Source organism: Streptomyces sp. NPDC055400 (assembly GCF_053644375.1).
The window spans coordinates 344,709-368,494 of record NZ_JBSHLM010000001.1 but is presented as its reverse complement, the minus strand read 5'-3'; the positions used below and the strand labels follow the sequence as shown (position 1 = coordinate 368,494).

The window sequence follows — 23,786 nt, the reverse complement described above, 5'->3', positions numbered from 1 at the left end:
CGATGGCACCCCGTATCCGTACCCTCGCCCTGGCCGCGACGGCGGCCGCCCTCGCCGCGCCCCTGCTCACGGCCCCGGCCCAGGCCACCTCCGCGCCGCCGCGGACCGGTTTTGAGCAGAGCGACGGCGCCCGCTGGACCAGTCAGCCCGAGGAGCAGGACTTCCTCGCGGCGGTCGACAAGGCGAGCGACCGCGTATCCGTCGAGAAGGCCGGTACCACCAAGCAGGGCAGGCCCGTCCAGCTCGTCCAGATCGGCGAGCACCGGACCGCGAACACCGTGCTGCTCATCTGCAGCCAGCACGGCAACGAACCGTCCGGCCGCGAGGCGTGTCTCACCACGATCCGCGACCTCGCCTACGCCAAGGACCAGAAGACGCAGGCCTTCCTGTCCCGCACCACCCTGCTCGTCGTCCCCACCGCCAACCCCGACGGGCGCGCCGCGAACACCCGCGGCAACTCCGACGGCATCGACATCAACCGCGACCACATCGCCCTGGAGACCGCCGAGGCGCGGGCCATGGCCGCCGTCATCCGCGACCGCAAGCCCGACGTGATCTACGACCTCCACGAGTACGGGGCCACACCCAAGTACTACGACAAGGACCTCTTCGACCTCTGGCCGCGCAACCTCAACACCGACACCCAGGTCCACGACGAGGCGGAGACCCTCTCCACGGCGTACGTCCGTCCTGCGGCCAACGCGGGCGGATACTCGACCGGCACGTACGGCATCTGGACCGACCCGGTGACCGGCGAGCCCGTCAAGCAGACCGCGGGGGACGGGCAGGAGCGCATCCTGCGCAACGTCTCCGGCGTGAAGCACGCGGTCGGGCTGCTCATCGAGAGCCGCGTCGACCCCCAGACGGACGCGGAGAAGGCCGACCCGGCACTCAACAACCGGCGCCGGGTGAAGAGCCAACTCTCCGCGCTCGGCGGCCTGTTCACCTTCACCGACCGGCATCGCGGCCGGATAGAGGCGGCCACCGGCGCCGCCCGCGTGGCCGGATACCGCGACCGCGGACCCGTCTACGTCGGCGGCGCGGACAACGACCCGGCGGAGCCCGCGGAGATCATCCAGAACCCGCCGTGCGGCTACCGCCTCGACCCGTCGCAGTACGCGTCCGTCAAGGACAAGTTGGCGCTGCACGGGATCACCGTGCGCAAGGACCGGACAGGGGAAGGGGTGTTCGTGCCGCTGCGCCAGTCCGAACGGGCGCTCGTGACGCTGCTCCTCGACGCGCGTGCTCCGTACCACCTCATCGAGGGGGAGCCCGACACCACGTGCTGAAACCGGGGCGTTCGCGTCGTTTGTGGTAGGTCCTGAGGGGTGAATAATCCCGAAATCAAACCTGCCGCGGAGGCGACGGGGCGACGGAGTCCGGCGACCGACCGGGTGGTGTTCGGCGTGACAGCCGCACTCACCGTGGCGTTCGTCATCTGGGGCTCCGTCGCCACCGGCTCCCTTGAGGACGTCTCGACGCGCCTCCTCAACGGGCTGATCCACAACGGCGGTTGGGCGTTCATGCTGGCCGCGTCCGGCTTCGTCGTCTTCGCGCTCTGGCTGGCGATCAGCCGGTACGGGAAGATCACGCTGGGCGACGAGGGCGAGACTCCCGAGTTCAGGACCGTCTCCTGGGTCGCCATGATGTTCAGCGCCGGCATGGGCATCGGCCTGATGTTCTACGGAGTCAGCGAGCCACTCGCCCACTACACCACGCACCCGCCGGGCACCCAGCCCGTCGACTCGGCCCAGGCCATGGAGACCTCCATGGCCACGACCCTGTTCCACTGGACGCTGCACCCGTGGGCGATCTACGCCGTCGTCGGACTGGCCATCGCCTACAGCACGTTCAGGCGCCGCCGCCGGCAGACCATCAGCTCCGTCTTCGTACCGCTGATCGGCGAGCGGCACGCGCACGGCGCCTGGGGCCGCGTCATCGACATCATCGCGATCTTCGCCACCCTCTTCGGCTCCGCCGCGTCCCTCGGCCTCGGCGCCCTGCAGATCGGCAGCGGATTCGAGGTGCTCAACTGGATGGACAAGGCGAGCACAGGCCTCCTCGTCACCATCATCGCGGTCCTCACCGTGGCCTTTGTCGCCTCGGCGGTGTCCGGGGTCGAGAAGGGCATCCAGTGGCTGTCCAACATCAACATGGTCCTCGCGCTGATCCTGGTCGTGTTCGTGTTCATCGCCGGGCCGACGATCCTGGTCCTCGACCTGCTGCCCACCTCGCTGGGCGCGTACCTCGGTGACCTGCCGCAGCTCATCGGCAGGACCGAGGCGTCCAGCGGCAAGGGCGTCGCGGCCTGGCTGGGCAGCTGGACGGTCTTCTACTGGGCGTGGTGGATCTCCTGGACGCCGTTCGTCGGCATGTTCATCGCCCGTATCAGCAAGGGCCGCACGATCCGCCAGTTCGTCGGCGGCGTCATCCTCGTCCCCAGCACCGTCAGCCTCGTCTGGTTCGCGGTCTTCGGCGGCACGGCGATGGACCTGAAGGAGCATGGAGCCCTCCGTGCGGCGTCCACTCCCGAGGCCCAACTCTTCGGGGTGCTCGACGAGTTCCCCATCGCCACCGTGACCAGCCTGCTCGTGATGATCCTCGTCGGGATCTTCTTCGTGTCCGGCGCCGACGCGGCCTCCATCGTGATGGGCACGCTCTCGCAGAACGGTGCCCTGGAACCCGGCCGCTTCGTGGTCATCTTCTGGGGCGTCGTCACCGGAGCCGTCGCCGCCGTGATGCTCCTCATCGGCAACGGCTCGGGCAACGCGCTGACGGGACTGCAGAACCTGACGATCCTCGTCGCCGCGCCGTTCACCCTCGTCATGATCGGGATGTGCGTGGCCCTCATGCGGGACCTGCGCCACGACCCGCTGATCGTGCGCAGCGACAGGGGCGACGAGGCCGTCGAGGCGGCGGTCATCGCCGGCCACGAGCACTACGACGGAGACTTCGAGATCCGGATCGGGCCGGGCCAGGGCACGGAGCGTGAGGGCGATCCGGTCGGCTGACCTGTCGTCGCGCGGTCGACCCGCTCAGGAGACGGCGAGCCCTGCCGCCTCCTGGGCGCAGCCCCACGCGACCGTCACCCCGGCCCCGCCGTGCCCGTAGTTGTGCACCAACACCCCGCCCCACGGCGCCCGTTCCCGCTCGACCCGCACCTCGGGCCGCGTCGGCCGCAGCCCCACCCGGTGCCCGATGACCCGTGCCCCCGCGATCTCGGGCCGCACCTGCGCACACCGCGCCACGATCGCCTCCGCCACGGCGGGGTCGGGTTCGAGCGACCAGTCGCCGTCCTGCGCCGTCCCGCCCAGGATCAGCCTGCCGGGCTGCGGAAAGAAGTACGTCGAGGTGTCGGGGGAGTCGCCGCCGCCGGCGAACCACGTGTCCACACCCGGGTTCTCCACGAGGACGAGCTGGCCGCGCAGGGGACGTACCGCATCGTCCGGTACGAGCGCCCGGGCGCCGATGCCCGTGCAGTTCACGACGACCGGCGCCACCGCGCCCGCCTCCGCGAGGTCCGTGACCTCCCGCGTCTCCACGCACCCGCCCGCCGCCAGGAAGCGCTCCTTCAGCCACTCCAGGTGCACCGGCATGTCCACCAGCGGAAGCCGCGCCCACAGGCCCGTGCCGCCCCCGTACTCCGCCGGGGTCGCCGGACGAAGCCCCGCCACCCCGTCCGCCCACGGTCCCAGGCCCTCAAGGAGGGTGTCGGCCTGCACGCCCTCCGTCATGCGCACGCCCGCAGGACCGGGCCGCGCCGCCAGTTCCTCGTACACGCGCAGGGACCGCAGCGACCAGTCACTCACCCGTTCCACCGGGTCGATCCTGTACGGCCACCACAGCGCGCCCGCGACCGCCGACGTCGTCAGAGCGGTGGGATCCCGCGTCCAGACCCGCACGCGCCGCCCCATCCTTACGAGTTCAAGAGCCGTCGTCAGGCCGATGACCCCGCCGCCGACCACGATCGCATCGCTGCTCGCGTCACTGTCCACGAGCGGACCGTAGCGGAATCGGTCATGCCGTGCTCACATCAGGTCATGGGTGGGAATACTCAGGGCATGTCTGCCGAGTACGCGACCTTCGGCCTGGCACCGGCCATGCGCGCCGGTGGAGTTCTCACGAACGGGGACTACCAAGTCCACCGGGAGTTCCTGGACTTCATCGTGAACGGCTCGCCGCTGCTGTTCCAGCTCTCCGACCTCGACGCCGTCTCCCCGCTCGCCTCCGACATCCCGCCGGCGATCTTCACGGCCCACGTCCGCAGCCTGCTCCTCGAAGCGGACGCTCCGCTCCCCGGCGGCCGTTACGTCATCTACGGGTGCCCCGAGTGCGAGGGCCTCGAATGCGGGGCCGTCACCGCGGTCATCGAGGCGGACGGGCCCGACGTCATCTGGCGGGACTTCGCCTGGCAGACCGAGGAACGAGCCGACCTGGAGCTCAACGGCTACCGCGGCATAGGCCCCTTCCGCTTCCACGGCGCCGCGTACCGCGAGGCACTGCGGCCGCTGCTCGACAGCGGCGCGGAGCCCGCCCCGGCCCGCCGCGTCCTGCTCATCGGGGCCCGCGTCGCCGTCCTCGCCAAGCTCGCCGCCGCGCTGCGCACCATCGGCATCGGCGCCGACATCACCCAGGACGCGGCCGGTGTGCCGCCCGACGAACTGCGCACCTACGGCGCGGTCGCCTTCGGCCGCGCCGTCAGCGCGTCCGACCGGGCCGCGGTGCGCGAACAGTTCGAGCGGGCGGGCGCCGAGGCCGCCTACGTGGACGGGCTCGCCCCGATCGTCCCGCTCCTCGTCGCCCAGATCGAGAGCGCCCTGGACCGCCGCGCGGTCCCGCAGCGCCGCCTCACCCGTCTCGTCGCCGCCGACGGGGAGGCGGGCCTGGAGGTCACCTCCGCCTGCCGGGTCCGCCTCACCGCGTACCGCCTCGACCGGCTGTACCGCAGCCACGCCCAGGACGTCTTCGACGCCGTACTCGAACCGGGCCGCCACCGCATCGCCCTCGACCCGAAGGCGACCCGGGGCGAGTCGTTCGTCGTGGCCCGCAGCATGGGCAGCGTGCTGGTGGCGCCGATGGCCCGGTGAGGGGGGTCTTCCGCAGCCGGGGAGCGGCGGGCGTGGGCGGTCCGTCCGATCGCTAAAATCGGCGGTCTGATGACTGCCACTCTCGTAGCCAAGAACCTCGCCGCCGGGCACGGCGACCGGTCCCTGTTCTCCGGGCTCGACCTCGTGGTCGCACCCGGGGACGTGATCGGGCTCGTCGGCGCCAACGGCGCCGGGAAGTCCACGCTCCTCAAGCTCCTCGCCGGCCTCGACACCCCCGAGCAGGGCGAGCTGCGGCTCTCGCCGCCCGGCGCGACCGTGGGGCACCTGCCCCAGGAGCCGGAGCGCCGCCCCGGCGAGACCGTGCGCGAGTTCCTCGCCCGGCGCACCGGCGTCGACGCCGCGCAGCGCGCCATGGACGAGGCCACCCAGGCCCTCGTCGACGGGGCCCCGGGGGCCGACGACGCGTACTCCGTGAGCCTGGAGCGCTGGCTCGACCTCGGCGGCGCCGACCTCGACGAGCGCGCCGAGGAGATCACCGGCTCCCTCGGCCTCGGCGTCGGGCTCGACCAGGAGATGATCTCGCTCTCCGGCGGCCAGGCCGCGCGCGCGGGCCTCGCCTCGCTGCTGCTGTCGCGCTACGACGTGTTCCTGCTCGACGAGCCGACCAACGACCTCGACCTGGACGGCCTGGAGCGCCTGGAGTCCTTCGTGCGCGGGCTGCGCGCGGGCACGGTCGTCGTCAGCCACGACCGGGAGTTCCTGACCCGCACCGTCACCAAGGTCCTGGAGCTCGACCTCGCCCAGCAGGAGATCAACCTCTACGGCGGCGGATACGAGGCCTACCTGGAGGAGCGCGAGGTCGCCCGCCGGCACGCGCGCGACGAGTTCGACGAGTACGCCGACAAGAAGGCCGCGCTCGAAGGCCGCGCCCAGATGCAGCGCGGCTGGATGGACAAGGGCGTCAAGAACGCCCGCCGCAAGGCCACGGACAACGACAAGATCGGCCGCAAGTTCCGCAGCGAGGCCAGCGAGAAGCAGGCGGCCAAGGCCCGGCAGACGCAGCGCATGATCGAACGCCTCGACGTCGTGGACGAGCCGCGCAAGGAGTGGGAGCTGCGCATGGAGATCGCGGCGGCGCCGCGATCCGGCGCCGTCGTCGCCACGCTGCGCGACGCGGAGGTGCGGCGCGGCGACTTCACGCTCGGTCCGGTCTCGCTCCAGATCGACTGGGCCGACCGCATCGCGATCACGGGGGCGAACGGCGCGGGGAAGTCGACGCTGCTCGGCGCGCTCCTCGGCCGGGTGCCGCTGGACGCGGGGCACGCGACGCTCGGCTCAGGTGTCGTCGTCGGCGAGGTCGACCAGGCGCGGGCCCTGTTCCACGGCTCGGAGTCGCTGCTCGACGCGTTCTGCGCGGCCGTGCCGGACACCGAGCCGGCCGACGTGCGCACCCTGCTCGCGAAGTTCGGCCTGAAGGCCGATCACGTCCTGCGGTCGGCGGCCACGCTGTCGCCGGGCGAGCGCACCCGCGCCGCGCTGGCGCTGCTCCAGGGCCGGGGTGTCAACCTGCTCGTCCTGGACGAGCCGACCAACCACCTCGACCTGCCCGCCATCGAGCAGCTGGAGTCGGCGCTCGACTCGTACGAGGGCACGCTCCTGCTCGTCACCCATGACCGCCGGATGCTGGACGCCGTCAGGACGCAGCGGCGTCTCGAGGTCGCCGACGGCAAGGTGACGGAGCTGTCGGTCTGACGGTCTGCGGCGTGTGCTGCGTAGGCCTGCACAGTGCCCGGGCCGCCGGGGTGCGCGGGGCTGACATGAGCCGCCCGCGTTCGGCGGTGCTGCCCGGGGCCGGTCACCTGCGGGGTGACCGGCCCCGGGCGTGTCAGCGCCCCTTCGGGTCGAGCAGGCCCGCGCGGCGCAGCGCCTCGGCCATCTCACTGTTCGCGGGCGCCGGCGCGGACGCGCCACCGCGCCGCTGCCCCTGGGACTGCTGCCGCTGGCCCTGGCCCTGGCGTCGGCCCTGGCCGCCCTGGCCCTGGCCGCCCTGACCCTGGCCGCCCTGTGCCTGCCCGGCCTGTCCCTGGCGCTGCTGCCCTCGCTGCTGCGGCGGGCGTCCGCCGCGCTCCCGGCGGCCGCCGCCGGCACCGGCACCCGCCCCGCCGCCGGCGCCCGGCTCGCCGGTCGCCGCCTCGTCGTCGAGACGCAGCGTCAGCGAGATCCGCTTGCGCGGGATGTCCACGTCGAGGACCTTCACCTTGACGATGTCACCCGGCTTCACGACGTCCCGCGGGTCCTTCACGAACGTCTTCGACATCGCGGACACATGCACGAGCCCGTCCTGGTGCACACCGACGTCCACGAACGCGCCGAACGCCGCCACATTCGTCACGACGCCCTCGAGCACCATCCCGGAGGCCAGGTCGGAGATCTTCTCGACACCGTCCTTGAAGGTCGCCGTCTTGAAGGCGGGACGCGGGTCGCGCCCCGGCTTCTCCAGCTCCTTCAGGATGTCCGAGACCGTCGGCAGACCGAACTTGTCGTCCACGAACTCGGCCGGCCGCAGTCCGCGCAGCGCCGCCGCGTTCCCGATCAGGGACGCGACCTCGCCGCCCGTCGTCTTCACCATGCGCCGGACCACGGGGTACGCCTCCGGGTGCACGGACGACGCGTCGAGCGGGTCGTCGCCGCCGCGGATCCGCAGGAAGCCCGCGCACTGCTCGTACGCCTTCGGGCCCAGCCTGGCCACGTCCTTGAGGCCCTTGCGCGACGTGAACGGACCGTTCGCGTCGCGGTGCGCCACGATGTTCTCCGCGAGGCCCGAGCCGATGCCGGACACGCGGGCGAGGAGGGGAGCGGACGCCGTGTTCACGTCCACGCCCACGCCGTTCACACAGTCCTCGACGACCGCGTCCAGGGAGCGCGACAGCTTCACCTCGGACAGGTCGTGCTGGTACTGGCCGACACCGATCGACTTCGGGTCGATCTTCACCAGCTCGGCCAGCGGGTCCTGGAGGCGGCGGGCGATCGACACGGCGCCGCGCAGCGACACGTCCATGTCCGGCAGCTCCTGCGAGGCGAAGGCCGACGCCGAGTACACCGACGCGCCGGCCTCCGACACCATCACCTTGGTGAGGTTCAACTCCGGGTGCCTGGTGATGAGTTCACCGGCGAGCTTGTCGGTCTCGCGCGACGCCGTGCCGTTCCCGATCGCGATCAGGTCGACCGTGTGCTCCTTGGCGAGGCGGGCCAGTTTGGCCAGCGCCTCGTCCCACCGGTTCGCCGGCACGTGCGGGTGGATGACGTCCGTCGCCACGACCTTGCCCGTCGCGTCGACGACCGCGACCTTCACGCCCGTACGGAAGCCGGGGTCGAGGCCCAGCGTCGCGCGCGTGCCCGCCGGGGCGGCGAGCAGCAGGTCCCGCAGGTTCGCCGCGAAGACCTGCACGGCCTCGTCCTCCGCGGCCGTGCGCAGCCGCAGCCGCAGATCGAGGCCGAGGTGCACCAGGATGCGGGTCCGCCAGGCCCAGCGCACCGTGTCGGACAGCCACTTGTCCCCGGGCCGCCCCTGGTTCCGGATCCCGAACCGGTCCGCGATGATCGGCTCGTACGAGGACGGGCCACCGGCGACGTCACCCGGCTCCTCCGGCTCCAGGGCCAGGTCGAGGATGTCCTCCTTCTCGCCGCGGAGCATCGCGAGGATCCGGTGGGAGGGCAGCGCGGTGAACGGCTCCGAGAAGTCGAAGTAGTCGGCGAACTTGGCGCCCGCCTCCTCCTTGCCCTCGCGGACCTTGGCGGCCAGCTGACCCCGGCCCCACATGCGCTCACGCAGCTCGCCGATCAGGTCGGCGTCCTCGGAGAAGCGCTCGGTGAGGATGGCGCGGGCGCCGTCGAGCGCGGCCTGCGCGTCCGCGACGCCCTTGCCGGCGTCGACGAACGCGGCAGCCGCGGCGGCCGGTTCCACCGTGGGGTCCCCGAGCAGCCCGTCCGCCAGCGGCTCGAGACCCGCCTCGCGCGCGATCTGCGCCTTGGTGCGGCGCTTCGGCTTGAACGGCAGATAGATGTCCTCGAGGCGCGCCTTGGTCTCGGCGGTGGCGATCTGCGCCGCCAACTCGTCGGTCAGCTTGCCCTGTTCCCTGACCGAGTCGAGGACCGCCGCACGCCGCTCCTCCAGCTCCCGCAGATAGCGCAGCCGCTCCTCGAGCGTGCGCAGCTGCGCGTCGTCGAGCATCTCGGTCGCTTCCTTGCGGTAGCGCGCGATGAACGGGACCGTCGAACCGCCGTCGAGCAGCTCGACGGCGGCCTTCACCTGCCGCTCCCGTACGCCGAGCTCCTCGGCAATCCTGCCTTCGATGGACCCCGTGATGGGACCTGCGCTGGGTGTTGCCACGATGCCGTACCGCCTTCTCAACTGAGGGTGCGCGGCAATTGTGGCAGGTGGCTCCGACAACGGGGGGCAGCCCACCGGTCTGCCGGCGCCTGGTGGCCTTTCAGGCGGCCTTGCCGATCAGGTCGGCCGGGAACGCGCCCGCGCCGAGGGCGGTGCCCATGAAACCGCCCGCCAGCTCCGTGAGCCGGGCCACGCCCGCCTCGCCCAGGTGCGCGTACGGCTCCCGGTCGAGCCGGTCGGTCTGCGCCTCCAGGTCGTGGCGCAGAGCCGCCCCGAGTTCGGTCAACTCGCCCTGCGCGTCGAGCACCTTGCGCTCCCGCAGCCGGTCGGCGGCCGCGTCGAACTCCTCGCGGGTCCAGCCGCGCGTGGCGAGCAGCCACTTCGGTGCCATGCCCTTGCCGGTCGCGACATGGCTCACCAGCGCCTCGACGGGGTCGAGGCCGGCGGCGAGCAGCGCGGCCAGATGCCCGTCGCCGCGGTGCTCGCGCAGCAGCGTGGCGGCGTGCCAGTACGCGAGGTGCGGCTCCTCGGGCACCGGCAGGTCGGCGTGGGCGGCGTACAGCGGCCGGGCGTGGCGGGTGCAGGCCTCCGTGGCCCGCAGTGCGAGAGCGGCGGCCTCGGCCATCTCCGGGGAGGCCACGATCTCGTCGCCCAGGAGCCTGCGCAGCGTCGAGTCGACGGCACGCGCGCGTGCCGCGAGGACCGTCTCCGGGGAGGCCGTTTCCCACACCGCGGGCACGTGTTCGGCGACGAGCTCGTGCTTGAAGTTGTAGAACGTCGCGGTCACGGTTCCGGCACTGACGGCCCCCATCGCCGCCGCGCGGGCCGCGAAGTACGCCGCGCTCCGATGGGTGATCCCGATGGCGCCCAGCTCCTGGCCCAGGTCGGGCGAGAAGTAGTGCGTCGAGTGGAACGGGTTGAGCATGTTGTGGCAGCGGCGGGCGGCGCGGGCGTCCGGGGAGGTCGTCATGCGAGTACGTTACCGACTGGTTGGTACGGGCGGAACGTGCGAGGCGCGCACCATTCGCCGAAACGTTCGCCGGACCGCTCCCACCACGTCAGGCGCGCGATGGCAGGAAAGGTGGGGTACTCGTCATTGCGGCCGTCCCGCCGTGCCCGAAGACTGGCCGTATGGCCGCCCGCACCGTGCTCATCCTGTTGTTCGACGACGTCCAGAGCCTGGACGTGACCGGCCCGGCAGAGGTCTTCGCCGGAGCCGCCCTCTGCCGGGGCCCGCGCCCCGGGGACACGTACCGCATCCGCACGGCCTCCCTCGACGGCGGGCCCGTCCGCACCTCCAGCGGGCTCAGGCTCGTCCCCGACCACGCACTCGCCGACGCGCCCGCCCCGCACACGCTCCTGGTCCCCGGCGGCCGGGGCACGCGCCACCCGGATCCGCGACTGACGGCCTGGCTGCGGGAGCACGGCCCGCGCGCGCGGCGCCTCGTCTCCGTCTGCACGGGCGCCATCCTGCTCGCCGAGGCGGGCCTGCTCGACGGCCGCCGGGTGACCACGCACTGGGCGTACTGCGACCGTCTCGCCCGCGACCACCCGGCCGTCGAGGTCGACCCCGACCCCATCTACGTTCGCGACGGGAACGTGGCGACCTCGGCCGGCGTCACCGCGGGCATCGACCTCGCCCTCGCGCTCGTCGAGGAGGACCACGGCCGCGACACCGCGCTGACGGTCGCCCGCCACCTCGTCGTGTTCCTGCGACGCCCGGGAAACCAGGCCCAGTTCAGTGCCCAGCTCTGTGCCCAGACCGCGCGGCGCGAGCCGCTGCGCGAGGTCCAGCACTGGATCACCGAGCACCCCGACGACGACCTCTGCGTCGAGTCGCTCGCCTCCCGCGCCCGCCTCTCGCCGCGCCACTTCACCCGCGCCTTCCAGGCCGAGACCGGCATGACCCCGGGCCGGTACGTCGACCTGGTCCGCCTCGAACAGGCGCGCCGCCTCCTGGAGGACACCTCCGACGGCGTCGAGGAGATCTCCCGCACCTGCGGCTACGGCACCCCCGAGGCGATGCGCCGCGCCTTCACCAAAGCGCTCGGCGCGTCCCCGGCCGAGTACCGCCGCCGCTTCTGCGCACCCGGAACCCGCACCACGGGCCGGCGCCCGTCCGAGTCCACCCGTTTTTGACCGAAAGGCACCCGATGAAGATCGCCATCATCCTTTTCGACCGCTTCACCGCGCTCGACGCCGTCGGCCCCTACGAGACGCTCGGCAGGCTCCCCGACGCGGAACTCACCTTCGTCGCCGAGCGGACCGGGCCCGTGCGGTCGGACACGGGACGGCTCGCCCTCACTGCCGACAAGACGCTGTCGGAGCTGGCCGACCCGGACATCGTCATCGTCCCCGGCGGGCCGGGCCAGAGCGCGCAGATGGAGAACGAAGTCCTGCTCGACTGGCTGCGCGCCGCCGACGCCACCAGCACCTGGACGACCTCCGTGTGCACCGGGTCGCTGCTCCTCGCCGCCGCCGGCCTGCTCGACGGCCGGCGCGCGACGTCGCACTGGCTGGCGCTCGACGCCCTGAAGGAGTTCGGCGCCGAGCCCACGGGCGAAAGGGTCGTCGTCGACGGCAAGTACGTCACCGCCGCCGGGGTCTCCTCCGGCATCGACATGGGCCTGACGCTCGTGGGCACGATCGCGGGCGACGAGCACGCGCAGGCCGTACAGCTGCTCACCGAGTACGACCCGCAGCCGCCCTACGACGCGGGTTCGCCCGGGAAGGCCCCCGCGCACCTCGTGGAGAAGTTCCGCGCGGAGAGCCGCTTTCTCCGGGCGTAGTGCGGAGAGCCGCCTCTCCCATACCGAGGCCAGGACGGCCGTTTCGTCCTGACACAGTTGAGATGCCCCGTTTCATCCCGACGTGGTCCATGTGAAGCGTGGCTTCCTGCGCTCCAGGAACGCGGCGACGCCCTCCGCGGTGTCGCCGCTCCCGCGCGCCTGCCCGGCCCAGTGCGCGGACCGCTCCACGCGGCCGTCGGCGAACTCCTTCGCCGCGGCCTGCGTCAGCTGCGAGCGCTCACCGAGAATCCGAGCGAACTCGCCGACCCGCTTGTCCAGTTCGTCCCCGGAGAGCACCTCGTCCACGAGCCCGGTCCGCAGGGCGCGCTCCGTACCGATCAACTCGCCGGAGAACAGCAGGTACTTGGCCGTCGCGGGGCCCACCAGAGAGGCGAGGCGGCGCGTCGAGCCCGCCGGGTACACGATCCCCAGCTTCGACGGCGTGACCCCGAACAGCGCGTCCTCGGCCGCGAACCGCAGGTCACAGGCCGCCGCCAGCTGGCAGCCGCCTCCCACGCAGTACCCGCGCACGGCGGCGAGCGTCGGCTTGGCGAAGGCCGCGAGCGCCTCCTCGGCCGCGACCGCGAGCTCCTGCGCCCGCGACCCCGAGCCGCCGAGCGTGGAGATGTCGGCGCCCGCGCAGAACGTCCCGCCGGCCCCGGTCAGCACCAGCACCCGCACCGCGGGATCGGCGTCGAGGGAAGCGAGCAGCGGCGGCACCGAGCGCCACATGCCGTCGGTCATGGCGTTCCGTTTGGCGGCGTGGTCGATGACGACGGTGGCGATGCCGTCGGTGACCGAGTGCGTGAGCTGCGGCGGTGTGTGCGACATGCGCCGGATGCTATCCGCATGCCTCGAACGTACGATCAAGAAGGGGTGACCGGCGAGGAGGCGTCATGGCACGGTCCCACCACACAGACACACGGTCCCACCATGAAGGGGCCTCATGGCGGCCGATGACGAGTCCAAACACGTACAACCTGAATAGCCAGGGAAGAGAGAACTAGAACGGCAGGATCAGTCGTACACCTGACGCTGTCATACGCCAACGGTCAAATTACGTCGATACTCGCTGACTTCTGGTCAGTCATCCGGTACGGACCAGTGGACTCCCAACACTCGATGTGTGGTGACAATCGAGCGCAAGGGCGGCGACCGGACGATGAGCGACCAGGGGTGGGGGTCCCGCCCGAGTCCTCAAGACACTGGGGGAGCGCCCCCCGACCGGCAACCGGGAAGTCCGCTGCCGTACGAGGGTGTCTGGCGCTTCACGGCGCAGGCCGTCGACGCGTCCGTGCCGCAGGCCCGGCACGCCGTCCGTGACCTGCTGGTCCGTCAGGGCGTACCCGCCTCCGACGACCTCGTCCAGGGACTGCTGCTCATCGTCTCCGAGCTGGTCACGAACGCCGTGCGGCACGCGGCCCTGCTCTCACCCGTCCTCGCGGTGGAGGTCGCCGTCGGCGCCGAGTGGGTGCGCGTCTCCGTGGAGGACGAGCACCCCTACCGCCCTACCGCCCTGGAGGCCACCGACGGGCAGACGGGCGGGCGCGGCCTCCTCCTCGTACGCGAGGTCACCCGCGAGGCGGGCGGGGTGTGCGACGTCGAGCACACGGCGAGCGGGGGCAAGGTGATCTGGGCCGCCCTGCCCCTCAAGCCCGCCGGCGCCTGAGCGGCGGACTCACCAGCCGGCTGACGGCCCCGTCAGCTCCCGGATCGCCGGCCGCGCAGCGTCCAGCACCGTCATGAACCATGCCGAGAACGGCCCCTGGGCGTGCCGCACGGCCAACTCCTCCGCCGTCACGTACGCGGTCTCGCCCACCTCGGAGGGATCCGGCCGCAGCGGCGCCTGGACCATCCCCACGAACAGGTGGTTGAACTCCTGCTCCACCAGGCCCGAGTCCGGGTCCGGGTGGTTGTAGCGCACCGTCCCCGCCTCCGCGAGCAGCGAGGGCGAGACCCCCAGCTCCTCGAACGTCCTGCGGGCGGCCGCGGCGAACGGCGCCTCGCCCGGATACGGGTGCCCGCAGCACGTGTTCGACCACACGCCGGGGGAGTGGTACTTGCCGAGCGCGCGCTGCTGGAGCAGCAGCCGGCCCTGTTCGTCGAAGAGGAACACGGAGAACGCTCTGTGCAGCTGTCCGGGCGCCTGATGCGCGGAGAGCTTCTCCGCCGTGCCGATCGTCCTGCCGTCCTCGTCCACGAGTTCCAGCAAGATCGCTTCTCCGGTGCCGTTCGACGAACTGTTCGCCGCGGTGGCAGGTGTGGTCGGCATACCCATCCTTCGCTTCGGTCCTCGAACCCCAAGTCTGCCGTACGGGACAGACAGTCCCGGCACTTGGCAGCGCCAGCATGTCCCGCCCGGGGACCGGGCGGGACATGCACAGGGTCAGACGCCGAAAGCGGCCGGGTAGGTGATCGTGCCCTGCGGCACCTGCCAGGAATCGTCCGCCGCGCCCAGGACGAGCGCCATCATCGCCTCGTCAGGCACCTCGAACCCGGGCCGGATGCCGTACCCGGAGGCGGACGCGCAGTGCCATCCGGGGGACACCCCCGGACCCCCGGCGAACCTCGGGTAGTACTCCGGCTGCCCGAGCACGAGGACGAGCCGCTCCCCACGCGCGCGTGCCGCGTCGAGCACGGCGTTGACGACGGCCGAACCGGCGCCCGTGCGCTGGTACGGCGGCAGGACCGCGACGGGTGCCAGTGCCGCCGCCGGGGCCCCGCCGACCAGGCAGCGGGTGATCAGCGCGTGCGCCGCCACGGTGCCGTCCGGCGCCTCGGCGACGTACGACAGGCCCGTCAGCCACGCGCCGTCGTCCGCACGCAGGGCGTCCACCAGGTCGGCCTCCGCCTCCGTCGGGAAGGCGGCGGCGTGCACGGCGTGGACGGCCGCGATGTCGGCGGCCGACTCCGGCCGCGTGGGCCACGACGCCGCGGGACGCAGCGCGTAGCCGGTGTAGCCGTAGTCCCCGCCGTGGTCGCGCCGCATCGCCAGCTCGGCGCGCGCGCCCGCGAGGGCCTCGGCCATGCCGGGTGCCTGCGGGTCCGTGGCGTCGGCGCGCTCGGCGAGCGGGCCGTAGTACTCGTCCCAGTCGGACTCGGGCTGCCGGTGGACGCCGAGCACGGAGTACCCGGCGCCGGTGCAGGCCCGGACGTTCTCCTCGGTCGTCCGCAGCGCGTAGTGCGGCTCCCAGAAGGCCCGCGCCTCGGTGGACGGGTCGGCGACGGTCCACTCGCACTCGGTGAGCACGAGCGAGCCGCCCGGGGCGAGCAGCCGTTTCCACCGCCGCAGCGCGTTGTCGAAGCCGATGGAGTACGCCGAGCTCTCGGCCCAGATCAGATCGAACGAAGCATCCTGATAGGGGAGTTCGCCCATGTCGGCATTGACGGGGTGGATTCGGCCGGCGAGGCCCCGCGCCTTCGCGGCGGCGCGCAGCTCGTCGAGGAACGGCTCGTGGAGGTCGACCGCGGTGACCTCGCCGCCGGTCTCGGCGGCCAGGAGCAGCGCGGAGCGGCCGGGGCCGCAGCCGAGGTCGAGCACGCGCGGGCGCTCGGGCAGCGGCCCCACGAAGGAGAGGAGCCGCAGGGTGGTGGAGTCGGAGCCGGGGCCCTGCCGGGGAAGTCCGTGGTGCAGGGCGAAGAAGGCGTCACGTACGACGTTGTCGGTCAACGGTTGAACCCTTGGGTGAGAGGGCCCGCCGACGCACACTCCAGCTGGGGCAGCGGGAAGGGTCAGGCGTGGGCCCGGATGATGGGGATGCACCTGTCGCTGCGCGGGGCAGCGCTCACCGCGACGACAGTCATCAACCCACCTCCTGAAGATCCATGGCCAACGTAGCACGCAGTGTGTACGCCCGCCTTGAGAATGCGGGCAGTCAGTGGCAGAGCTTCGCCTCGTGCTCCGCGTGCCCGACCGGCTCCAGCTGGAACGTGCAGTGCTCGACGTCGAAGTGGACGCCGAGGCAGCCCTGGAGCTCGTGCAGCATCTTCTCGTGCCCGATGGCGTTGAGGGCCTCCGAGCTCACGACCACGTGTGCGGACAGAACGGGCATGCCCGAGGTGATCGTCCAGGCGTGCAGGTCGTGGATGTCCAGGACGCCGGGGAGCTCCGTGATGTGGGCCCGCACCTCCGCCATGTCGACGCCCTTCGGTGCCGCTTCGAGCAGCACGTTCAGCGTCTCCCGCAGCAGTTTCACGGTCCGCGGGACGATCATGAGGCCGATCGCGATCGACGCGATCGGGTCGGCGGCCTGCCAGCCGGTGGCCAGGATGACCGTCGCCGAGATGATCACGGCGACCGAGCCCAGTGCGTCGGCGGCCACCTCGAGGAAGGCGCCGCGCACATTGAGGCTGTCCTTCTGGCCGCGCACCAGGATCGACAGCGAGATCATGTTCGCGACGAGACCGATCGCACCGAAGACGATCGTCAGCCCGCCCTCGGTCTCGGCGGGCTCAAGGAACCGCTGGATCGCCTCGACCAGCACATAGCCGCCGACGCCGAGCAGCAGCAGGCAGTTGGCGAGCGCGGCCAGGATCTCGGCGCGGGCGAAGCCGAACGTGCGCTGTTCACTCGCGGGGCGGTTGGCGAAGTGGATGGCGAGCAGCGCCATGCCGAGGCCGAGCGCGTCGGTCGCCATATGGGCGGCGTCCGCGACCAGGGCGAGCGAGTCGGCGAGGAGTCCGCCGACGATCTCGACCACCATCACGGTCAGCGTGATGCCGAGCGCGATGCGCAGGCGGCCCAGATGCGCGGCCGAGGCCGTGCCCGTGGGCGCGTGGCTGTGCCCGTGATCGTGTCCGGCCCCCATGGAAACCGCCCTCCGTCCGCTCCTCGGCGCGCCTGGCCGGCCGCCCCCGCGATCACAGTGAACTACGGGTAGGGGGTATCTGCAAACACTGCACTGAACACCGTTGTCATGTGTCCTGACCTGCGGAAATGGCCGCAGGTCAGGATGCCGCCCGGGTCAGTTGGAGGTGCTCTCCGGATGCCGCAGCCGCCAGCCCGCCCACGCCGACTCGACCATCTCGCGCACCCCACGGCTCGTCGCCCAGCCGAGTTCCTTCGCCGCGAGTTCCGCGGAGGCCACCGCACGCGGGGAGTCGCCCGCGCGGCGCGGCTCGACCACTGCCGCCCGCGGGTCGCCGCTGACCTCGGAGATCAGGTCGACCAGTTCGCGCACGGAGACGCCCTCGCCGGAGCCGATGTTCACCGTCAGGTCGCCCGTCGCGCCGGGCTCGGCCAGCCGGCGCGCGGCCGCGAGATGGGCCTCGGCGAGATCGGCCACGTGCAGATAGTCACGTACACAGGTGCCGTCCGGTGTGTCGTAGTCGTCACCGAAGATCCGGGGGGCCTCGCCGCGGCTCAGCCGGTCGAAGATCATCGGGATCACGTTGAAGACGCCGGTGTCCGCGAGCTCGGGGGCGGCGGCGCCCGCCACGTTGAAGTAGCGCAGGCACACGGTGGCCATGCCGTGCGCCCGGCCGGCCGCCCGCACCAGCCACTCGCCCGCCAGCTTCGTCTCGCCGTAGGGGCTCATCGGCGCGCAGGGGGTGGACTCCGTGATGAGGTCCACATCCGGGTTGCCGTACACGGCGGCGGACGAGGAGAAGACGAAGCGCCGCACGCCGGCTTCGGCGACCGCGTCCAGGAGCACCGCCAGGCCGCCCACGTTGTCGCGGTAGTAGAGCTCGGGCCGCTCCACGGACTCGCCGACCTGTTTGCGGGCCGCGAGATGCACCACACCCGTCACGGAGTGCTCGGCGCACACCCGCTTCACCAGCTCGGGGTCCAGGGCAGAGCCCCTGACCAGCTCGATGTCCGACGGCAGCCGTTCGGTCACCCCGGTCGAGACGTCGTCGAGGACGACCACGTCCTCGCCGGCGGCGGCCATAGCCCGCGCCACATGTGCCCCGATATAACCCGCTCCACCTGTGATCAGCCATGTCATGGTCGACCACCCTAGGCCGTGTCCCCATGTGCCCACCGGGCCCTCGCACGAGCGGCGGTTTGTGGGGCGGGGCCTTGATCGACAATGATGACGGGGCGGTCGCGCACACGCAGACCGCTCTTATCGGGCCATGAACGGGCGGTGAACGTCCGCTTCTCATCATCCGATAGCCTCTGCCGACGTGCCGCCCGGCCGCACTCGGCCCGGGGCGCCCCCATCACGCCTGTGCCCGCTGCGCCGGCGTGCAGGCAATCCAAGGAGTGAGTTCGTCTGTCGACCGCCATCGTCACCGGCCAGCCGGTACCCGGGTCGTCGCTCGAGGGCGAGCTGCGGGCACTCGGCTTCGACGTGCGGCTCGCCCCGGACGCCGCACAGGCAGGGACGGCGCTCGCCGCGGTCCCGGCAGGACAGCGGGTCGCGCTCGTCGACGCGGGCTTCGTGGGCCACACCCACGCCCTGCGCCTCGGCCTCACCGACCCCCGCTTCGCCGCCTCGGCCGTCCCCGGAGCCGTCTCCGTGCAGCCCGCGGCCCGCGAGGCGCTGACCGGCGCCCTGCGCGACACCGCCGAAGGTCCGTTCGCGGCGGACTCCGGCACGCGGGCCGGCACCCTGGCCGGTGTGCTCGCCGACCGCGTCGCCGAGCGCCTGGCAGCGGCGTACGGCACCGACGTGCACCGGCCCGAGCTCGGTGAGCTCGTCGCCGCCGTGCCCGCCGACCCGCAGGCCCGCAACGAGGCCCGCCAGGCGGTCGCCGCCGTCGACGACGAGGCGATCCGGCTGCGTACGGCGGTCAAGGCGCGCGACGGCTTCTTCACGACCTACTGCATCAGCCCGTACTCCCGCTACATCGCCCGCTGGTGCGCCCGGCGCGGTCTCACCCCGAACCAGGTGACGACCGCCTCGCTGTTCACCGCGCTGATCGCGGCGGGCTGCGCGGCCACCGGCACCCGCCCCGGCTTCGTCGCCGCGGGCCTGCTGCTCCTCTTCTCTTTCGTCCTGGACTGCACGGACGGGCAGCTCGCCCGCTACTCCCTGCAGTACTCGACGCTCGGCGCCTGGCTCGACGCGACCTTCGACCGGGCCAAGGAGTACGCCTACTACGCGGGCCTCGCGCTCGGTGCATCGGCCGCGAGCGGCAGTGGGGGAGGTGACGACGTGTGGGCGCTCGCGCTCGGCGCGATGGTCCTGCAGACCTGCCGCCATGTCGTGGACTTCTCCTTCAACGAGGCGAACCACGACGCGACGGCGAACACCAGTCCCACCGCGGCCCTCTCGGACAAGCTCGACAGCGTCGGGTGGACGGTCTGGGTGCGCCGGATGATAGTGCTGCCGATCGGCGAACGCTGGGCCCTGATCGCGGTACTCACCGCGCTGACGACGCCGCGCGTGACGTTCATCGTCCTGCTGATCGGCTGCGCCCTCGCGGCGGCGTACACCACGGCCGGCCGCGTCCTGCGCTCGCTGACCCGCCGGGCCACCCGCACGGACCGGGCCGCGCAGGCCCTCGCGGAGCTCTCCGACAGCGGCCCGCTGAGCGAACTCCTCCAGCGCGCGGTGCGCGGTGTGCCTCGTCACACGGCCCCGGCGATCGCCGCGCTCGGCGCCTTGGTCCTCGTACTCGCCACAGCGCTGTCGGACTACGGCAGCTGGTGGCCCGTCCTCGGCGCCGCCGTCTACGCGCTGACCTCCGCCGCGGCCGTCTCGTGCCCCCTCAAGGGCCCCCTCGACTGGCTCGTCCCGCCCGTCTTCCGGGCCGCCGAATACGGCACGATCCTGCTGATCGCAGCGAAAGCGGACGTAAACGGAGCGTTGCCGGCGGCTTTCGGGCTGGTGGCCGCGGTCGCCTACCATCACTACGACACGGTGTACCGCATCCGCGGTGGCACCGGCGCGCCCCCGCGCTGGCTGGTCCGGGCGATCGGCGGGCACGAGGGCAGGACGCTGGTGGCCACGGTGATCGCCGCGCTGCTCACCAACACAGATTTCACTGTCGCGCTCACGGTATGCGCCGTGGCCGTGGCACTGGTGGTGCTCGTCGAGAGCATCCGCTACTGGGTGACCGCCCACAGGCGCGGCGCACCCGCCGTACACGATGAAGGAGAACCCGCATGATCGGCCTCGTGCTGGCTGCCGGCGCCGGACGGCGTCTGCGTCCCTACACCGACACCCTGCCCAAGGCCCTGGTGCCGGTCGGCCCCGAGGGTGACGAGGAGAGCCTCACGGTCCTGGACCTGACCCTCGGCAACTTCGCCGAGATCGGTCTGACCGAGGTCGCGATCATCGTCGGGTACCGCAAGGAGGCCGTCTACGAGCGTCGCGAGGCGCTCGAGCAGAAGTACGGCGTCAAGATCACCCTGATCGACAACGACAAGGCCGAGGAGTGGAACAACGCCTACTCCCTGTGGTGCGGCCGTGACGCGATCAAGCACTCCGTGATCCTCGCCAACGGCGACACCGTGCACCCGGTCTCCGTCGAGAAGACGCTGCTCGCCGCCCGCGGCGACGGCAAGAAGATCATCCTGGCCCTCGACACGGTGAAGTCTCTCGCCGACGAGGAGATGAAGGTCGTCGTCGGCCCCGAAGGCGGCATGACGAAGATCACCAAGCTGATGGACCCGGCCGAGGCGACCGGTGAGTACATCGGCGTCACCCTCATCGAGGGCGAGGCGGCCGACGAGCTCGCGGACGCGCTCAAGACCGTCTTCGAGACGGACCCGCAGCAGTTCTACGAGCACGGCTACCAGGAGCTCGTGAACCGCGGCTTCAGGATCGACGTAGCCCCGATCGGCGACGTCAAGTGGGTCGAGATCGACAACCACGACGACCTCGCCAAGGGACGTGTTATCGCGTGCCAGTACTGACGAGGCTCATCCCCTCGCCGGTCGTCGTCGACATCCGGGCGGGGGCGATCGACGACCTGGCGACCGTGCTCGCCGACCAGCGGATCTCTTCGTCCACCGGACGCCTGGCCATCGCGATCAGCGGTGGCTCGGGCGCGGTCCTGCGCAAGCGCCTCGAGCCGCAGCTGCCCCGTGCGGAGTGGTTCGAGGTCGGCGGCGGCACGCTCGACGACGCGATCAAGCTCGCCGACGCGATCAAGAAGGGCCGCTACGACGCGGTCGTGGGCCTCGGCGGCGGCAAGATCATCGACTGCGCCAAGTTCGCCGCGGCGCGCGTCGGCCTGCCGCTGGTCGCCGTCGCGACGAACCTGTCGCACGACGGTCTGTGCTCGCCGGTCGCGACGCTCGACAACGACGCGGGCCGCGGCTCGTACGGTGTGCCGAACCCGATCGCCGTCGTCATCGACCTCGACATCATCCGTGAGGCCCCGGTCCGCTTCGTGCGCTCCGGCATCGGCGACGCCCTGTCCAACATCTCCGCGATCGCGGACTGGGAGCTGGCCGCCCGCGAGCGCGGCGAGGACATCGACGGCCTGGCCGCCGCCATGGCCCGCCAGGCCGGCGAGGCCGTGCTGCGCCACCCCGGCGGCGTGGGGGACGACTCGTTCCTCCAGGTCCTGGCCGAGGGGCTGGTCCTCACCGGTATCGCGATGTCGGTGTCGGGCGACTCCCGTCCGGCCTCCGGCGCCTGCCACGAGATCAACCACGCCTTCGACCTCCTCTTCCCCAAGCGCGCCGCGAGCCACGGCGAGCAGTGCGGCCTGGGCGCGGCCTTCGCGATGTTCCTCCGTGGAGCGCGCGAGGAGTCGCTGTACATGGTCGAGGTCCTGCGCAGGCACGGCCTGCCCGTGACCCCCGAGGAGATCGGCTTCACCATGGACGAGTTCGTCCAGGTCGTGGAGTTCGCGCCGCAGACCCGTCCGGGCCGGTACACGATCCTCGAGCACCTCAATCTGTCCACCGACCAGATCAGGGACGCCTACGCCGACTATGCAAAAGCCATCGGTAGCTGAGCTCCGCCCGGTCGTTCACCCCGCGGGGGTGAAGGACCGGCGGAGCGGCGAGCACTGGGGCGGCCGGCTCTACATGCGCGAGATCTCGCTGCGCATCGACCGCCACCTCGTGAACACCAAGGTCAGCCCCAATCAGCTGACCTACCTGATGACCGTGTGCGGCGTCCTCGCGGCGCCCGCGCTGCTGGTCCCGGGTATCTGGGGCGCCGTTCTCGGCGTCGTCGCGGTCCAGCTGTACCTGCTGCTCGACTGCGTCGACGGCGAGATCGCCCGGTGGCGCAAGCAGTACTCGCTCGCCGGCGTCTGGATGGACCGCGTCGGCGCGTACCTGACCGACGCCGCGGTCCTCGTCGGCTTCGGACTGCGCGCCGCCGACCTGTGGGGCAGCGGCCGGATCGACTGGCTGTGGGCCTTCCTCGGCACGCTCGCCGCGCTCGGCGCCATCCTGATCAAGGCCGAGACGGACCTGGTCGGCGTGGCCCGCGCACAGAACGGCCGGGAGCAGGTCAAGGAGTCCGCCTCCGAGATCAAGGCCTCCGGCATGGCGCTCGCCCGCAAGGCGGCGTCCGCGCTGAAGTTCCACCGCCTCATCCTCGGCATCGAGGCGTCGCTGCTGATCCTGGTCCTCGCGATCGTCGACCAGATCCGGGGCGACCTGTTCTTCACGCGCCTGGGTGTCGCGGTCCTGGCCGGCATCGCGCTGCTCCAGACTGTGCTGCACCTGGTGTCCATCCTGGCGTCGAGCAGGCTGAAATGAGTACGGCGATGAAGGTCGGCGCGGTGATCATCACCATGGGCAACCGCCCCGAGGAGCTGCGCGCCCTCCTCGACTCCGTCGCCAAGCAGGACGGCGACCGGGTCGACGTGGTCGTGGTCGGCAACGGCTCCCCGGTCCCGGACGTCCCCGCCGGTGTGCGCACCGTCGAACTGCCCGAGAACCTCGGCATCCCGGGCGGCCGCAACGTCGGCATCGAGGCCTTCGGGCCCTCGGGCTCCGACGTGGACGTGCTGCTCTTCCTCGACGACGACGGCCTCCTGCCGAAGACGGACACCGCTCAGCTGTGCCGCGAGGCCTTCGAGTCCGACCCGAAGCTGGGCATCGTCAGCTTCCGGATCGCCGACCCGGAGACCGGCGTCACCCAGCGCCGTCACGTCCCGCGCCTGCGCGCCGCCGACCCGATGCGCTCCTCGCGCGTCACCACGTTCCTCGGCGGCGCCAACGCGGTGCGCACCCGCGTGATCGCGGAGGTCGGCGGCCTGCCCGACGAGTTCTTCTACGCCCACGAGGAGACCGACCTCGCCTGGCGTGCCCTCGACGCGGGCTGGATGATCGACTACCGCGCGGACATGGTGCTGCACCACCCGACGACGGCCCCGTCCCGGCACGCGGTCTACCACCGCATGGTCGCCAGGAACCGGGTCTGGCTCGCGCGCCGCAATCTGCCCGCGCTCATCGTCCCCGTCTACCTCGGCGTCTGGCTGCTCCTCACGCTTGCCCGCCGGCCCTCCGGACCTGCGCTGAAGGCCTGGTTCGGCGGGTTCAAGGAAGGCTGGACGAGCCCGTGCGGCCCCAGGCGTCCCATGAAGTGGCGTACGGTGTGGCGTCTGACCCGACTGGGCCGACCTCCCATCATCTGACAAGCTCGTGTCTGAGAGCATTCGGCCCGTACCCCGGTCCCTGGCTCCTGCCTATGCCCG

20 protein-coding genes are annotated in these 23,786 nt (G+C 71.9%); 12 read left to right on the top strand and 8 right to left on the bottom strand.

The window, feature by feature from the left end:
• Positions 1 to 2: 2 nt before the first annotated feature.
• A complete protein-coding gene (locus tag ACWIGU_RS01560; protein WP_454396273.1) occupies positions 3 to 1,289 on the top strand; it encodes a M14 family metallopeptidase in 1,287 nt (428 codons plus the stop codon).
• Between the two features lie 108 nt (positions 1,290 to 1,397).
• Positions 1,398 to 3,011, top strand: a complete 1,614-nt coding sequence (locus ACWIGU_RS01555) for a BCCT family transporter (protein WP_454396271.1) — start codon at positions 1,398 to 1,400, stop codon at positions 3,009 to 3,011.
• A gap of 24 nt (positions 3,012 to 3,035) precedes the next feature.
• On the opposite strand, the gene ACWIGU_RS01550 is transcribed toward ACWIGU_RS01555, so the two are convergent.
• Positions 3,036 to 3,995, bottom strand: coding sequence for an FAD-dependent oxidoreductase (locus ACWIGU_RS01550; RefSeq protein WP_454396269.1), 960 nt, complete (start codon positions 3,993 to 3,995; stop codon positions 3,036 to 3,038).
• Between the two features lie 66 nt (positions 3,996 to 4,061).
• On the opposite strand from ACWIGU_RS01550, the gene ACWIGU_RS01545 reads away from it, so the two are divergent.
• A complete protein-coding gene (locus ACWIGU_RS01545; protein ID WP_454396267.1) occupies positions 4,062 to 5,087 on the top strand; it encodes an oxidoreductase in 1,026 nt (341 codons plus the stop codon).
• 69 nt (positions 5,088 to 5,156) lie between these two features.
• Positions 5,157 to 6,800, top strand: a complete 1,644-nt coding sequence (locus ACWIGU_RS01540; RefSeq protein ID WP_454396265.1) for an ABC-F family ATP-binding cassette domain-containing protein — start codon at positions 5,157 to 5,159, stop codon at positions 6,798 to 6,800.
• A gap of 133 nt (positions 6,801 to 6,933) precedes the next feature.
• On the opposite strand, the gene ACWIGU_RS01535 is transcribed toward ACWIGU_RS01540, so the two are convergent.
• Both ACWIGU_RS01535 and ACWIGU_RS01530 read right to left on the bottom strand, forming a co-directional pair.
• A complete protein-coding gene (locus ACWIGU_RS01535) occupies positions 6,934 to 9,438 on the bottom strand; it encodes a Tex family protein (RefSeq protein ID WP_454396264.1) in 2,505 nt (834 codons plus the stop codon).
• 100 nt (positions 9,439 to 9,538) lie between these two features.
• Positions 9,539 to 10,408, bottom strand: coding sequence for an SCO6745 family protein (locus ACWIGU_RS01530; protein ID WP_454396262.1), 870 nt, complete (start codon positions 10,406 to 10,408; stop codon positions 9,539 to 9,541).
• A 161-nt stretch (positions 10,409 to 10,569) separates the two neighbouring features.
• Between ACWIGU_RS01530 and ACWIGU_RS01525 the strand changes: the two genes are divergently transcribed.
• Positions 10,570 to 11,577: a GlxA family transcriptional regulator gene (locus tag ACWIGU_RS01525; RefSeq protein WP_454396260.1), complete on the top strand. Its 1,008-nt coding sequence runs from the start codon at positions 10,570 to 10,572 to the stop codon at positions 11,575 to 11,577.
• Between the two features lie 14 nt (positions 11,578 to 11,591).
• Positions 11,592 to 12,227 (top strand): DJ-1/PfpI family protein, encoded by a 636-nt coding sequence (locus tag ACWIGU_RS01520; RefSeq protein ID WP_454396258.1) that lies wholly within the window; start codon positions 11,592 to 11,594, stop codon positions 12,225 to 12,227.
• Between the two features lie 72 nt (positions 12,228 to 12,299).
• Here ACWIGU_RS01520 and ACWIGU_RS01515 read toward each other — a convergent pair whose 3' ends face one another.
• Positions 12,300 to 13,058 carry an enoyl-CoA hydratase/isomerase family protein gene (locus ACWIGU_RS01515; RefSeq protein WP_454396256.1) on the bottom strand — a complete coding sequence of 253 codons (759 nt, stop codon included), beginning with the start codon at positions 13,056 to 13,058 and terminating at the stop codon, positions 12,300 to 12,302.
• 331 nt (positions 13,059 to 13,389) lie between these two features.
• Here ACWIGU_RS01515 and ACWIGU_RS01510 point away from each other — a divergent pair, with 331 nt between their 5' ends.
• Positions 13,390 to 13,896, top strand: coding sequence for an ATP-binding protein (locus ACWIGU_RS01510; protein WP_454397224.1), 507 nt, complete (start codon positions 13,390 to 13,392; stop codon positions 13,894 to 13,896).
• Between the two features lie 9 nt (positions 13,897 to 13,905).
• Here ACWIGU_RS01510 and idi read toward each other — a convergent pair whose 3' ends face one another.
• The 4 genes from idi to galE all read right to left on the bottom strand — a co-directional run bounded on the left by idi (position 13,906) and on the right by galE (position 18,175).
• A complete protein-coding gene (idi, locus tag ACWIGU_RS01505) occupies positions 13,906 to 14,499 on the bottom strand; it encodes an isopentenyl-diphosphate Delta-isomerase (RefSeq protein WP_116507592.1) in 594 nt (197 codons plus the stop codon).
• 114 nt (positions 14,500 to 14,613) lie between these two features.
• The gene (locus tag ACWIGU_RS01500; protein WP_454396254.1) at positions 14,614 to 15,897 is read right to left on the bottom strand and encodes a bifunctional class I SAM-dependent methyltransferase/N-acetyltransferase; all 1,284 of its coding nucleotides are present in this window, start codon (positions 15,895 to 15,897) and stop codon (positions 14,614 to 14,616) included.
• A gap of 205 nt (positions 15,898 to 16,102) precedes the next feature.
• On the bottom strand, positions 16,103 to 17,035 hold the full coding sequence (locus ACWIGU_RS01495) for a cation diffusion facilitator family transporter (protein WP_454396252.1): 933 nt from the start codon (positions 17,033 to 17,035) through the stop codon (positions 16,103 to 16,105).
• 156 nt (positions 17,036 to 17,191) lie between these two features.
• Positions 17,192 to 18,175: a UDP-glucose 4-epimerase GalE gene (gene galE, locus ACWIGU_RS01490; RefSeq protein ID WP_454396250.1), complete on the bottom strand. Its 984-nt coding sequence runs from the start codon at positions 18,173 to 18,175 to the stop codon at positions 17,192 to 17,194.
• 270 nt (positions 18,176 to 18,445) lie between these two features.
• On the opposite strand from galE, the gene ACWIGU_RS01485 reads away from it, so the two are divergent.
• From ACWIGU_RS01485 to ACWIGU_RS01465, 5 genes are read left to right on the top strand one after another with little or no spacing between them, the layout of a single operon-like run.
• The gene (locus ACWIGU_RS01485) at positions 18,446 to 20,287 is read left to right on the top strand and encodes a DUF5941 domain-containing protein (protein WP_454397222.1); all 1,842 of its coding nucleotides are present in this window, start codon (positions 18,446 to 18,448) and stop codon (positions 20,285 to 20,287) included.
• The gene (locus tag ACWIGU_RS01480; protein ID WP_266557680.1) at positions 20,284 to 21,036 is read left to right on the top strand and encodes a phosphocholine cytidylyltransferase family protein; all 753 of its coding nucleotides are present in this window, start codon (positions 20,284 to 20,286) and stop codon (positions 21,034 to 21,036) included. Before ACWIGU_RS01485 ends, ACWIGU_RS01480 begins: the two co-directional genes overlap by 4 nt.
• Positions 21,024 to 22,088, top strand: coding sequence for an iron-containing alcohol dehydrogenase family protein (locus ACWIGU_RS01475; protein ID WP_454396248.1), 1,065 nt, complete (start codon positions 21,024 to 21,026; stop codon positions 22,086 to 22,088). Before ACWIGU_RS01480 ends, ACWIGU_RS01475 begins: the two co-directional genes overlap by 13 nt.
• Positions 22,066 to 22,845, top strand: a complete 780-nt coding sequence (locus ACWIGU_RS01470; protein ID WP_383080310.1) for a CDP-alcohol phosphatidyltransferase family protein — start codon at positions 22,066 to 22,068, stop codon at positions 22,843 to 22,845. Before ACWIGU_RS01475 ends, ACWIGU_RS01470 begins: the two co-directional genes overlap by 23 nt.
• Positions 22,842 to 23,726, top strand: coding sequence for a glycosyltransferase family 2 protein (locus tag ACWIGU_RS01465; protein ID WP_100591692.1), 885 nt, complete (start codon positions 22,842 to 22,844; stop codon positions 23,724 to 23,726). The genes ACWIGU_RS01470 and ACWIGU_RS01465 overlap by 4 nt, the downstream gene beginning before the upstream one ends.
• Positions 23,727 to 23,786: the final 60 nt, after the last annotated feature.

Excerpts from the sequence above, each read along its gene's own strand:
- ACWIGU_RS01560 (WP_454396273.1), top strand. The coding sequence starts at position 3 with ATGGCACCCCGTATCCGTACCCTCGCCCTGGCCGCGACGGCGGCCGCC.
- ACWIGU_RS01545 (WP_454396267.1), top strand. The coding sequence starts at position 4,062 with ATGTCTGCCGAGTACGCGACCTTCGGCCTGGCACCGGCCATGCGCGCC.
- ACWIGU_RS01540 (WP_454396265.1), top strand. The coding sequence starts at position 5,157 with ATGACTGCCACTCTCGTAGCCAAGAACCTCGCCGCCGGGCACGGCGAC.
- ACWIGU_RS01530 (WP_454396262.1), bottom strand. The coding sequence starts at position 10,408 with ATGACGACCTCCCCGGACGCCCGCGCCGCCCGCCGCTGCCACAACATG.
- ACWIGU_RS01525 (WP_454396260.1), top strand. The coding sequence starts at position 10,570 with ATGGCCGCCCGCACCGTGCTCATCCTGTTGTTCGACGACGTCCAGAGC.
- ACWIGU_RS01520 (WP_454396258.1), top strand. The coding sequence starts at position 11,592 with ATGAAGATCGCCATCATCCTTTTCGACCGCTTCACCGCGCTCGACGCC.
- ACWIGU_RS01515 (WP_454396256.1), bottom strand. The coding sequence starts at position 13,058 with ATGTCGCACACACCGCCGCAGCTCACGCACTCGGTCACCGACGGCATC.
- ACWIGU_RS01510 (WP_454397224.1), top strand. The coding sequence starts at position 13,390 with ATGAGCGACCAGGGGTGGGGGTCCCGCCCGAGTCCTCAAGACACTGGG.
- idi (WP_116507592.1), bottom strand. The coding sequence starts at position 14,499 with ATGCCGACCACACCTGCCACCGCGGCGAACAGTTCGTCGAACGGCACC.
- ACWIGU_RS01495 (WP_454396252.1), bottom strand. The coding sequence starts at position 17,035 with ATGGGGGCCGGACACGATCACGGGCACAGCCACGCGCCCACGGGCACG.
- galE (WP_454396250.1), bottom strand. The coding sequence starts at position 18,175 with ATGACATGGCTGATCACAGGTGGAGCGGGTTATATCGGGGCACATGTG.
- ACWIGU_RS01480 (WP_266557680.1), top strand. The coding sequence starts at position 20,284 with ATGATCGGCCTCGTGCTGGCTGCCGGCGCCGGACGGCGTCTGCGTCCC.
- ACWIGU_RS01470 (WP_383080310.1), top strand. The coding sequence starts at position 22,066 with ATGCAAAAGCCATCGGTAGCTGAGCTCCGCCCGGTCGTTCACCCCGCG.
- ACWIGU_RS01465 (WP_100591692.1), top strand. The coding sequence starts at position 22,842 with ATGAGTACGGCGATGAAGGTCGGCGCGGTGATCATCACCATGGGCAAC.